Source organism: Pseudomonas sp. UBA5568, from assembly GCF_002425525.1.
GTDB lineage: Bacteria > Pseudomonadota > Gammaproteobacteria > Pseudomonadales > Pseudomonadaceae > Aquipseudomonas > Aquipseudomonas fulva.
In genome coordinates, this window is the sequence record NZ_DIMK01000028.1 from 52,455 (window position 1) to 64,947 (window position 12,493).

Consider the following 12,493-nt stretch of genomic DNA (forward strand, 5'->3'; position numbering starts at 1 on the left):
CGCGCCCACTTGAAAAGGCCCGTCAATCGACGGGCCTTTTGTCTATGCAATGCCTCAGTGCCTAAGCACCACAGGGTCCATAGGTGACCGCAGAATTACCGACTTTATGATCTTTTGCTCTTCTGGGTTGGCGTTTCTCCACAGGTGGGAGAAGTATTGGGCATTCACTTTTTCCTGGGCGCTCACACTGCCGGCGGCCTCAATGAATTGCATGGTCGAGTACACACAGAGCAGTGCCAGGATAAAGAATGCTGTCGCCACCACCATGACATAGCGCTTGGCCAGCACCGGTGCTTGCTTTAGCTCCAGGATCGAGGCATTCGCTGATTTTGTCGCGGCAGTGAGCTCCGAAATCAGCGGTTGGATGGCGGTCTCGACTCCACGAGCGGCAGCGGAATATGCCTCTGCCGCAGCGCGTATGGCGACCTCTTCGGCATTGGACCAGGCTTTCTCAGCCTTTCGTACCTCCTCCTGAATCTGCCGACTGACAAGGTCAACCTCCTCCACCAGCTCGTTCGACTTTTCCAGAACGGCGTTGCAGGCCCTGGTCTGGGAGGCCAGCTCATCGAGCTGAACTGTGAGTTTTTCAGTGCTTCGACGGAAGTCACCGATGGCAACAGCCCAAGACTCTATGTCATTCATGGCTATCTCCTAGGGCGGCCGGTAACGCCGCACTGATTTATTTTGTTAGATGTCAAATATGTAATTTAAGAAGCAGTTTGAAGTCACCCTCGGCACAAGCGAGGTAGACATGATCCTTCCAGATTTGCAGATTTGGCGCATCCCGCCAGCCGCCCAAATTACGGAATTGTAATTATTGACTCACCTTGTCGTTAGCTTCGCGTTCCTAAACTACAAACCAACAAAGGCCGTCAGTCAGGCAGGCCTAGTAAGAACCGAGGCACACAATGAAATTTGTCAAATCTATCGCTATTGGCAGCCTGCTGCTTGGTCTCATGGGTACCGCTTACGCTGAAGGTGGTTACGAGCGAGCGAAACAGTTCCAGGAAAACTTCCGAAATGAACAGGCTCGCCTATGGAACGATGACTCTTCGGACCAGAACAAAAAACAAGTCGCTCAAGAGCAAAAGAAAGAAAGCAAGGATGGTAAGGAACAAGCCGATAACTAAACGGCGGTTAAATAGGACTTCAAATGACGAGAGCAATCGACAAAAAAGCCAGGGTAAATCCTGGTTTTTTTGTGTCTGGAATTTTACCTTCGTTTGTACGAGGCGTTTCCGCATTACTTTCTCCGACCAGACCTTCGGTACCTTGCTTGGCGTCTTTCCAACGGCACAGCAACAGCTGACTGGCGTTCGCTTCGGTGATCTCGACACAGCCCAGGTTGGCAGGCAGCTCAGCATTGCTGTCGTGTAAGCGCCGGGACAGGTAGAAAGAGCTGTCACGAGGCCACTTTGCTGGGTACTGGATGTTTTCGGACTTCCCGCTGCTGTAGAACTCCGAGGAATACGAGCGGCGACCAGGGTAGATCAGAGGGGCCGATGGAGCACATTCAACCAGGCCTGAACGACATCTCGCTGGTTCTGGGGCCTCTGCATCAACACCCCGGCATAGATGATGTCGACGCCGATGATTGGCAGTATCAACGCTCGCGGCGGCGCCCTGGTGATCCTTCGGCCAACCTCATTGATCCGACCGGACAGGAGCAACGCCGAGACACGTACAGAACCAGCGGCAGCCTGTCGATCAGCCCTAGTTTTCCTGCGAGCGCTCCGGCTCCGAGCAGGGCACCACAGATCAGCGCGAAAACCAGCTCGGTGTTCATGCCAAAGATGCCGTCGTACTCATGGCTCAGCCCTTCATGCCCTGCTTGGTCATCTGGGCGTTCAAGCGAACTTTTCATAACTCGTCCCTTCTGGGGGGCAAGACTATAAACTGCCCTGTGCAGTTGGAAGACATTACTGTTGTGTAGCTGAGATTTATTTCACAGCTAACCCAGGGGCAGTCATTAAGGCATCTAGCCTAAATGACGTTCATCGAGCTCAATAAAAAATGCCAGGCACTGCCTGGCATTTATGAATTCTCTAAGTGTTCTACTCACAGCAATTACTACTTGTTGTTGATGCATTGCGAGTACATGGAGTAGCGAACCGTCTTAAGCGTACCCTGAGAGTCCTCGAAGGTCATCAATCGCGGGTAAACTTGGCAGGTACGCGGGTCTTGGGACTGACGCACGAATTTCGCAACATCGATCTTCATGCCGTAATTGTAGTCCTGGATCTCCGGCATCGGTTTGCCATTTCTCTCGGCATAGTTCGCTACAGCAGTCTGATGCTCCTTGATGTATTGCAGCTGCTTGCTTTCAGAGTAAGTATAAGCCTGCGAAGCCATCGAAAACATAACAAGTGCAGCAGCAAAAATTAGCTTTTTCATAGGAACCTCTCAAATTCAAATCATCTCGGCGTAACTTTAGCAACGCACAGGCATCACCGGCATGACGAGAAACTTACAATTTTGAAAGGTAAGTGCATCAGCTTCATATAAAAAAGCCCACAGCACGGGTTGTGGGCTTCTTTATCAGTGGCTATCAGCTAACCACTTCGGCCTCATCGCCATCTTCATCTTTTCGGTGTGCCCAATGATACAGAGCAGGCAGTACCAGCAAGGTCAACGCGGTGGAGGACAGAATCCCGCCAATCACCACCGTTGCCAGCGGCCGTTGAACCTCGGCACCTGTACCGGTGGCCAAGGCCATCGGAATGAAGCCCAGGGAAGCCACCAGCGCAGTCATCAGCACAGGTCGCAGTCGGGTCAGAGCTCCTTCGTCAACGGCCTGCCTGAGCGTTCGTCCCTCTTCTCGCAACCCGCGAATGAAGGCAATCATCACCAGGCCGTTCAGTACCGCGACGCCGGAGAGAGCGATGAAGCCTACCCCTGCCGAGATCGAGAGCGGGATATCACGCAGCCAAAGGGCCACGACCCCGCCAGTGAGAGCGAATGGAATACCGGTGAAGACCAGCATGCCGTCCTTCAGGTTGTTGAACATCAAGAACAGCAAGGTCATTACCAGCAGCAAGGCTACTGGAACCACAATCTGCAGGCGCTTGGCTGCAGACTGCAACTGCTCGAACTGGCCGCCCCAACTGGTCCAGTAACCTGCTGGGATTTCCACCTTCGTTGACAGGGTAGATGCCGCCTCATCAACAAACGACCCAAGGTCACGGCCCCGAACGTTGGCGCTTACAATAACCAAGCGCTTACCGTTCTCGCGGCTGATCTGGTTCGGGCCCAACTGCAAGTCCAGCTTAGCGACCTGCGAAAGTGGAATGAAACCGATCTGATTGGCGCCCTGAGCCGCATTGGCAGGCACAGGAATCAACAAGCTAGACATACCCGCGACGTCGGTACGTATGGCCTCAGGCAGGCGCACCACCATGTCGAATCGGCGATCACCCTCGTACAACGTTCCCGCTTTACGACCACCCACAGCAATCGCGATCGAATTCTGCACGTCCCCAATGCTCAGGCCATAGCGTGCTGCTTTTTCCCGGTCGATGTTAATGGTCAGCACCGGCAGACCTGTGGTCTGCTCAACCTTGACCTCCGAGGAGCCTGGTACCGCTTTGAGCGCTGCGGCGATCTTATTGGCCGTGCTGTTGAGCACGTCCATGTCGTCACCATAAACCTTCACCGCAACATCGCTGCGCACCCCGGAGATCAGTTCGTTGAAACGGAGCTGGATAGGCTGGGAGAGTTCATAGTTGCTGCCCGGGACACTGGCTGCCGCCTTCTGAACCTCGGCAATGAGTTCCTCTCGCGACTTGTCGGGATCGGCCCATTGGTCCTTTGGTTTGAGCATGACGTAGGCGTCGGAGATATTTGGCGGCATTGGGTCAGAGGCGATTTCAGCCGTACCGGTTCGGCCGAACATACGCTCAACTTCCGGTACCTGCTCGATGACTGCTTTTTCCAAACGCTCCTGCATATCCACCGACTGGCTGAGGCTAGTTCCCGGTACGCGCAAGGCTTGAAGAGCGAAGTCCCCCTCACTGAGACTTGGGATGAACTCGCTTCCCATGCGACTGGCAAGTACACCGCTGAGAACGACCAGTGCTACTGCTGCGGAGAAAGCGATATTCCGATGCCCAAGCACCCACTGCAGCACAGGCTCATAACGTAGCCGCGCAGTGCGCATAACAACGCCCTCTTCCTCCTTGACCTTGCCCGTGACGAACATGGCGATCGCCGCAGGCACGAAGGTAACGGAGAGGATCATTGCACCCAATAGCGCCATCACAACGGTGAATGCCATGGGGTGGAACATTTTGCCCTCCACGCCGGTGAGAGCGAAGATGGGCAGGTACACCACCATAATGATCAGCTGCCCGAAGATCAGTGGCCGACGCGCTTCGCGGGCAGCGGCAAAGACCTCATGGAAGCGTTCGGTTTTGGTGAGCATACGGCCATGTTTGTGCTGCGCATGGGCCAATCGACGGATCGCGTTCTCCACGATAACCACGGCCCCGTCTACGATGATGCCGAAGTCGAGTGCTCCCAGACTCATCAGGTTGGCACTGACCTTGTTGTTGAACATGCCAGTGAAGGTGAACAGCATGGAGAGTGGGATGACCATCGCGGTAATCAGCGCAGCACGGATGTTGCCGAGGAACAGGAAGAGGATGGCGATAACCAGGATCGCGCCTTCCACCAGGTTCTTCTTCACCGTCGCAATGGCTTTTTCAACCAAGTTGGTACGGTCGTAAACGGTGACGGCAACCACGCCCTTTGGCAGGGTACGGTTGATATCCGCGAGCTTCGCGGCGACAGCTTGGGACACAGTACGGCTGTTCTCACCGATAAGCATAAACACGGTACCGAGCACGACCTCGCGGCCATTCTCGGTAGCAGCACCCGTACGGAGCTCTTTACCGATGCTGACGTCGGCAACATTGCTGATGCGAATCGGTGCACCATCCACACTGGTGATTACGATGCTGGCGATGTCTTCGATATCGCGGACTTGGCCAGGTGCACGGATGAGCAGCTGCTCGCCATTACGCTCGATGTAACCGGCGCCGACGTTGGCGTTGTTGCTTTCCAACGCTGCGACCAAATCATTCAGGGTCAGCTTGTAGGTAGCCAGGCGCTTCGGATCCGGCGCAACAAGGAACTGTTTGGCAAAGCCACCGATGGTGTTGATCTCTGCAACGCCGGGTACGTTGCGCAGCTGAGGCTTGATGATCCAGTCCTGGATCACCCGCAGGTCGGTGGGCGTGTAGGGCGTACCGTCTTCTTTGACCGCGCCATCTTCGGCTTCTACGGTCCACAGGAAGATCTCCCCGAGCCCGGTGGATACCGGCCCCATGACAGCTTCTACACCCTCTGGCAGCTGTTCCTTCGCAACCTGCAGCCGCTCGTTAATCAGCTGGCGGGCAAAGAAAATGTCGGTGCCATCCTTGAAGATCACGGTGACCTGAGACAGGCCAGAGCGAGACAAGGAACGGGTCTGCTGAAGGCCTGGAAGACCAGCCATGGCTGTTTCAACTGGAAACGTGATCCGCTGCTCAGTTTCCAATGGGGAATAGCCAGGCGCTGCAGTATTGATCTGCACCTGGACGTTGGTGATGTCAGGAACGGCATCGATCGGCAGTTTCTGGTAGCTGTAGATGCCGATACCGGCCATGATCAGGACAGCGATCATCACAACGATCCGCTGTTCAATGGCAAATCTGATGATACGTTCAAACATGAGAAATCATCCTGTCAGTTCGCATCAGTGGCTGTGCTCGGCAGAGGCTTTGCCGAGCTCAGACTTGAGTGTGAAGCTGCCATTGGTAGCCACGTGAGCGCCCGCTTCGATACCGTCCGTGATTTCCACGTACCCACTGTCGCGGCGGCCCAGCTTTACTGGGCGGGTGTCGAAGCCCTCGGCGGTGCGTACGAAGACCGAAGGTTTGTCATCAACGGTCTGCACGGCGTGTTCCGGGACAGCCACCGCCACGCGAGCAGTCTGGGAAGTGACTGCGATGTTGACGAAAAGACCAGGGCGCCAGGCCCCGTTGGGATTGGTCAAGGTAACGCGGACGGTCGCTGCTCGATTTTGCTCGCCCAACAGGCTGCCGACATAACCCACCTTGCCCTCGACCTCCACATTCATGTCAGGTGAGGAAACCTTCACGGCGCGGCCGGTAGTGACCTTGGCCAAATCGGTAGGCGGTACAGCGAAAGTGGCCCAGACTTGGTTGAGGTCGGACAGAATGAAGGCGTTAGTCGCCTCGCTGACGACTTCACCGACGGTCAAGTGCTTCTCCACCACTACGGCGTCAAAGGGAGCCCTGAGTTCGTAGCGGTTACCACCGACAGAGTTCACCGAGGCGCCGATCGCGCCGACCTTCTGTTTGGCGTTGGCTAACGAGATCTCCGCTTCCTGCAGCGCCTGGCGAGCCTGGAGGTAGTCCTGCTCCGCAGAAATCTTGTCCTGCCAGAGCTGCTTCTCTCGATCGAAGGTCACTCGCGCCAGTTCGACACGACGCTGTGCAGCCTGTTGCTCGCTGCGTAGGTCAGAGATCTGTTGGCTGGCAATCACTGCAAGGACTTGGCCCTTCTTGACGGACTCACCCAAATTCGCCTGGACTGTTTCGACAACGCCTGGAACGCGAGGAACAACGTGCGCAGTGCGGTCCTCGTCAAAACGAATCTCACCCGGGAAGCTCACGACGGTTCCCAGATCACGAGGCGCAGCCGATTCCAGAGTCACGCCCGCTGCTTTGATCTGTTCAGCACTGAGGGTCAGCTTGCCCTCTTCCTCACCCCGCTCTTCACTGTGGCCCTCTTCGCCATGACCTTCTTCACCGTGCCCCTCTTCACCATGCTCCGCATCACTTTTCTCTTTTTTAGCTGATCCGGCCTTCTTTTCATGGCCATGACCATCGTCAGTACCATGTTCTGCGTTAGTCGCCGCTTGTTGATCGGAACTGCTGTTCCAGGCGAGGCCGCCAAATCCAAGGATTGCCACAGCGGCCACCGCGAGGGCGATCTTGCGTTTGTTTTCCATTGCTACTCCTGCTGATCGTAGGCACCGGCATGTTTAAACGCCGACTGCCGAGAAAAATGTATGGCCCGTTCAGCGCGCGCCGGCGGTCGAGCCGACTTCGCCATAAACCCTTTCTACTTGCGCACGCGCATTGGTCGCCGCTGCCAGCGAGTCGAGATACTGGCCACGAGCAAGGATCAAGGTGCGCTGGGCGTCCAGTACTTCGATAAAGCCGAATTTCCCCATCTCGAATCCGCGGGTTGCGGTATCCACGGCCTGCTGGGCTGAGGGCAGAATGGTCTTGTCGTAGGACTCAACTTCTTGCATGGCGGTGGACCACTGGTTCAGCGCGGTTTGGGTTTGGGCGCGCAGTCTCAACTCGACAGCGTTACGCAGGTCGCGGGCCTGATCGGCACGTCGAGAAGCGGAAAGAATGTTGCCTTGGTTACGATCAAACAGCGGCAAAGGCATGGACAGACCAACGACATTGACTCGCTCGCGCACCGAGCGGTCGTACTGGCTACCCACGCTTACCGTGAGGTTTGGAATACGCTGAGCTTTTTCTGCGCCAAGCGAGGCATCGCTCTTATCAATCTGCACCACTGCCTGGCGCATTTCCGGAGTCTGATCGAGCTTTGCCAGCAACTCTTCAGTGCGCGGCGGCAAGCCAGGAGACAAGGTTGGTGATTCAAGGCGATCGAATATGGTCACAGAACTCCCCGTGACTTGGGCGAGTTGCTGGTAAGCGTTCGCTTTTTCCGTTTCGGCGCGACGGACCTGCAACCGGGCTTCAGCCAGTTGAACCTGGGCGCGGGTAGCCTCCACAGGTGAAGATTTACCTGCGCGAACTCGACCATCGACAATGCGAAGGCCGCGCTCAGTAAGTTCAAGGGATTGTTTAGCGAGGTCGAGTCCGGTTTGGGCTCGTAATGCAGCGTAAAACGCCTGCACGACGTCTGCACGCAGACCATTCACGCGTCGGTCCAGTTCCAGTTGTGCAACACTCTGGCCGTATGTGGCGACATCTACGCGGGCTCCCCGCTTACCACCGAGCTCCAAGGTCTGACTTAGCGTAACGGTAGTTGTGCTGGTGTTACGCCGTGTGTCCTCCATCTCATACGAGATTTCGGGATTTGGAATCAGCCCGGCTTGCTTGCGCGCACCGTCCGCGATGCCAATTTCCTGACGTGCCGCCGCGAGGTCTGGGTTGGCATCCATTGCCGTCGACAGCGCTTGGGGCAAGCTGATGCTTTGGGCAAATGCAGTGGGTGCCAGCAACCCGGAAATCACCGCATAGAGAGCGGCAATTTTCCACGGTGAGATGTAGGTCTTGGATAAGACATTGCGGTTATACCGGAGCACTTTCTTGGTCCTCGTGCACAAACTTCGTTAGCTTGGCCAGAACGCCGAAATAGCTGCCAAGCCCCACTGGATTAGGTGATGGCACTCTAAAGAGCGCTAGCTATCAGAGGGGTGGCTAGAAAATTACAATTTCGTAAGAAAAGCTTGTAATGCCCGAAAACGCTGATGACACAGTCGAACCATCGAATTTCATTGCGAACGCGAGAGATGGCTAGCATGCGGCGTCAATGACCAAAATAACGACCAGATGACGAAATTGTAATTATCCTATCACCATCCCGTTATCTTCCGCCTGCAAATATGAGCTCGGCGCTACGCGAGGCGCGCCGCCGGCTCAGAGCTTATAACGACACCCGCGCCGGAAAACATAATAAAAACTGCCGTAAATCAAAGGAGCATCGGATGAAAATCAAAGTACCACTGTATTTGGCGGCAGTTTCGGCGCTGTCTGGAAGCTATGCAGTTACTGCTCAAGCTGAAGATAAGCCCGAAGGTTTCATCGAAGGTAGCAGCCTTACAGTGCTCAACCGCAACTTCTATTTCAATCGTGATAACCGCGACAGCTCGGCCCCCACTTACAACAGCGGCAAGGGCAACACCAATGGCTACTCCGAGGCCTGGGCGCACGGGATCATCACCAAATTCAACTCTGGTTTTACCCAAGGGACGGTCGGCGTTGGTGTTGACGCCTTTGCCATGATCGGGCTTAAGCTCGATACTGGTGACGGGCGCAACGGCGGTCGTAGTTCATTCGACGTGATGCCTGTTGATAACAAAGGCGAAGCTCGCGACGAATACACCAAGGTTGGCGGGGCGGCTAAAGTTCGCTTGTTTGATACGGTCGTGAAAGTTGGTGATGTTTTCCCGTCGACGCCAGTTGTTGCATCAGGCGACTCGCGCCTGTTGCCTGAAAGCTTCCGCGGTGTGACCGTTGAGAACACCAGCATCCAGGGCCTCACCCTGCAGGGTGGCCGACTGCATGCGATGAGCCAGCCGGTCTCCAGCAATCTGAATGATAACTTCGCAACTTTCTACGGTGGCCCGGTTAACTCGCCTTGGGTAGGCTACGGTGGCGGTGATTACGCGATCAACGATAACTGGACCCTGAGCGTATACGCCAGTCAGTTGAAAGAAGTCTGGAACCAGTACTACGCTGGCACCAGCTTCGCCTATCCACTGAACGACGACCTTGCGCTGATTGGCGGCTTCAACTATTACAAAGCCGTGGATGAAGGGAAGCAGCGCCTAGGCGAGTTTGACAACGATATCTGGAGTGCCAAGGTCGGTGTCCGTTACGGCGCTCACACCCTGGCCCTGTCGCACCAACGCAACAACGGCGACGATGATTTCGACTACCTACGTCAGTCAGACTCGATTTTCGTCGACAACTCTATCCAGTACAGCGACTTCAACTCGCCGAAAGAGCGTTCCTGGATGCTGCGCTACGACCTGAACTTCACCAGCTACGGCATTCCTGGTCTGACGTTCATGACCCGCTACGCCAGAGGCTCGGGCGCAGACTACTCGAACGCCAACCAGTTCTACATGCGCACCGACGCCAACGGTGATCCGCTCACCAATCAGAAACGTTGGGAACGTGACGTAGAGGTTAAATATGTCGTGCAAACCGGTCCAGCAAAAGACCTGTCCTTCCGGTTGCGCCAGGCCACCACGCGTGCCACTGCATTCGAATCGGATCTGGATGAAACTCGCGTGATCATTGAGTACCCGCTTTCGATTCTGTGATTCTCTAAGGGGATCAGTTTATTCGTAAACTGGTCTCTTCAGAAAAATGTGCATTACGAATTCACCTTGAGTGGCTTAAGTGCTCCTTTGGTAAAAGGTGGATATTTGGCGCCCTTTGGGCGCCTTTTTTTACCTAAAATTCAATCAACCGTTCGAGTGTACGCATTGCATGCCGGTGAAACTCATGGCTGCACCAATGACCAGTTTCCTCGACATGAGTAACTTCGCCGTCATCTGAACGGAACAAAGTCAACACAAAGAAGAAAACAACCCCATACTTAATAAGGTCAAATTACCTATTGGAGAGAGGCCCTGCACCTGTCAAACCCAAACCGCGAAAAGATATACCTCCAGACTATCAATCATATTACCTGGAAATTACAAATCCGTTATTTAGGCCCCGCCCCGCTCATTTTGATTTACCATTCTTTTCAATAATTCCGGCGCGCGTGCGCGGTTAATTTCTCAGTGATATCGAGACAAAATCCCATGCGAATTCTGGTAATTGAGGACGAAGTAAAAACTGCGGAATATGTGCGTCAAGGCCTTACAGAATGCGGTTATGTCGTCGATTGCGTGCATACCGGGTCAGATGGGCTATTCCTAGCCAAGCAACACGAATACGAGTTGATTATTCTTGATATCAATCTGCCAGAAATGGATGGGTGGCAGGTACTTGAGCTTTTGAGGCGTAAGAATTGCCCCTCACGCATCATGATGCTCACGGCGAGAAGTCGTTTGGCAGATAAGGTCCGGGGTCTGGAGAACGGTGCAGATGACTACCTGATCAAACCATTTGAGTTCCCAGAACTGCTAGCCCGGGTTCGCGCGTTAATGCGCAGGTCTGAACACCCTGCATCTGTGGAGATTATTCGTGTCGCTGACCTGGAGCTAGACCAGAGCCGTCACAGGGCCTTCAGGGACGGCCAGCGTATTGATCTGACGACGAAAGAGTTTGCACTTCTGCACTACCTAATGCGCAACACCGGCGTGGTGCTCAGCCGCACACAGATCATCTCACAGGTCTGGGACATGAACTTCGACTGCGATACAAACGTTGTAGAAGTGTCGATTCGAAGACTTAGAGCCAAGATCGATGACCCTTTCGAGACGAAGCTGATCCATACGCTTCGAGGTGTGGGCTATGTGCTTGAGAAGCGTTGATCGCCCGCTCCTTAGTCATGAAAATAGAGCCAGTGATCATGCATGTAAGTCGAGCCATACTGTTTTTGACCCTTAGCGCGCGTTTCCTCACTAAACGTATGAGGTGTGCTGGACAGGAGGTATAGCATAGATTATCAACAGGTAACGGAAGGCCAAGCTTATGCCAGAGCTGACGCACGCTCAGCTGACATTGTCTTCAACAGCCACCAGGCTTACCTCTGATACCGTGTGCCGGCGATGAGGTTAACCTCCCGACTACAGCACCAAGCAGGAAGCTCAGTCGCCGCTCAACGATGATGGCGGCCACCGGCTTTTCTGGCTCGTTGCGGGGCTGCTGACGGTCATTGCCTTCGTCATGGCCACCCTCTCTGTGCATCTTCTCACCTCGCTCAAGGAACTTGGCCTTCCAACGGTCACGGTGTTGGCCGTGGGGATGGTCATTGGGCCGGCCCAGGTGGTGGCCAGAGTATTGGAGTTCTCGCTTGCTCGGCATCTTCACCCAACCTGGTCGGCCCGTGCCGGCGTGTTGGTGAGCTTCATCGGCATCTGCTTATTCATTCCTGGCGTGCCTTCGCTGGCATTCCCTACAGCAGCGCTGTATCGCGCCGGCATCGGGATTCTCACTATTGCAAGAGGCATCTTGCCTCTGGTGCTGTTTGGCCCCAAGGGTATCGCGCACGCATGGGAGCATTGGCTCGCCCAATGCTCCTGGTGCAGGCCGCGGGGCCGTTTGCTATGGCCTTTGTGCTGAGTACTCAAGGCGCACCTGTGATGCACTTGCTCATGGCGGCGATGGTCGCTGTCGCGCTAGGTAGCAGTTTCAAACAGCCCCCTCAACCCAGTGCAACGTAGGCGAAGCTGGTGATTCTGCCCTCAAATGGGGGTACCCGCTAGATTTCACCCCTCGCTTTGCCTTTGACTCTGCCTGGGGGTATACCGCCTGGGGATAATCGGCCTGCTTTGTCTTTGCGGATTGCCCTGCCAATTGACAGGCCTACATAAGCCGCTTCCAATGCCCTCAACGTAGAACCATTCGCTCCGGCCGAAGCTGGCTGGTGGGCGTGAGCCAAGAGGCGTATCCTGCAAGTGCTTGCTCCGAGACTTGTTGGCCTACAGCCTCCCCTTGGAGACATCTGATAGCCCGCCGCCCAGGCGGGCTTCTTTGCTACCAGATCTGTAAACCAGCGCCTTTGGTTGGCTAGCCCAAGCTAGGCTCTGCCAGGGCAC

The 12,493-nt window shown here is 55.1% G+C and carries 9 protein-coding genes and 2 pseudogenes; 4 read left to right on the plus strand and 7 right to left on the minus strand.

The genetic code is table 11. The features are described from left to right. Positions 1-54 precede the first annotated feature (54 nt). On the minus strand, positions 55-642 hold the full coding sequence (locus B2S33_RS08980) for a hypothetical protein (RefSeq protein ID WP_094010857.1): 588 nt from the start codon (positions 640-642) through the stop codon (positions 55-57). A gap of 266 nt (positions 643-908) precedes the next feature. Here B2S33_RS08980 and B2S33_RS08985 point away from each other — a divergent pair, with 266 nt between their 5' ends. Continuing rightward, positions 909-1,130 (plus strand): hypothetical protein, encoded by a 222-nt coding sequence (locus B2S33_RS08985; protein WP_094010856.1) that lies wholly within the window; start codon positions 909-911, stop codon positions 1,128-1,130. A gap of 85 nt (positions 1,131-1,215) precedes the next feature. Here B2S33_RS08985 and B2S33_RS21480 read toward each other — a convergent pair. From B2S33_RS21480 to B2S33_RS09005, 6 genes and pseudogenes are all read right to left on the minus strand, one after another. Then, positions 1,216-1,673 (minus strand): annotated as a pseudogene (locus B2S33_RS21480) (phospholipid carrier-dependent glycosyltransferase); the annotation flags it as partial. Between the two features lie 2 nt (positions 1,674-1,675). After that, positions 1,676-1,864: pseudogene (locus tag B2S33_RS21485) on the minus strand (hypothetical protein); the annotation flags it as partial. A gap of 206 nt (positions 1,865-2,070) precedes the next feature. Next, entirely contained in the window at positions 2,071-2,394 is a 324-nt protein-coding gene (locus tag B2S33_RS08990) for a DUF2790 domain-containing protein (RefSeq protein ID WP_094010855.1), read from the minus strand. A gap of 154 nt (positions 2,395-2,548) precedes the next feature. Then, positions 2,549-5,710 carry a CusA/CzcA family heavy metal efflux RND transporter gene (locus B2S33_RS08995; protein ID WP_094010854.1) on the minus strand — a complete coding sequence of 1,054 codons (3,162 nt, stop codon included), beginning with the start codon at positions 5,708-5,710 and terminating at the stop codon, positions 2,549-2,551. A gap of 24 nt (positions 5,711-5,734) precedes the next feature. Next, positions 5,735-7,015, minus strand: a complete 1,281-nt coding sequence (locus B2S33_RS09000; protein WP_094010853.1) for an efflux RND transporter periplasmic adaptor subunit — start codon at positions 7,013-7,015, stop codon at positions 5,735-5,737. A gap of 69 nt (positions 7,016-7,084) precedes the next feature. Next, positions 7,085-8,356: a TolC family protein gene (locus B2S33_RS09005; protein WP_104963040.1), complete on the minus strand. Its 1,272-nt coding sequence runs from the start codon at positions 8,354-8,356 to the stop codon at positions 7,085-7,087. A 402-nt stretch (positions 8,357-8,758) separates the two neighbouring features. Here B2S33_RS09005 and B2S33_RS09010 point away from each other — a divergent pair, with 402 nt between their 5' ends. From B2S33_RS09010 to B2S33_RS09020, 3 genes are all read left to right on the plus strand, one after another. Next, positions 8,759-10,102 carry an OprD family porin gene (locus tag B2S33_RS09010; protein ID WP_094010851.1) on the plus strand — a complete coding sequence of 448 codons (1,344 nt, stop codon included), beginning with the start codon at positions 8,759-8,761 and terminating at the stop codon, positions 10,100-10,102. Positions 10,103-10,591: 489 nt separating this feature from the next. Next, a complete protein-coding gene (locus B2S33_RS09015; protein ID WP_013974882.1) occupies positions 10,592-11,266 on the plus strand; it encodes a heavy metal response regulator transcription factor in 675 nt (224 codons plus the stop codon). Positions 11,267-11,621: 355 nt separating this feature from the next. Continuing rightward, positions 11,622-12,017 carry a hypothetical protein gene (locus tag B2S33_RS09020; RefSeq protein WP_230384856.1) on the plus strand — a complete coding sequence of 132 codons (396 nt, stop codon included), beginning with the start codon at positions 11,622-11,624 and terminating at the stop codon, positions 12,015-12,017. Positions 12,018-12,493 lie beyond the last annotated feature (476 nt).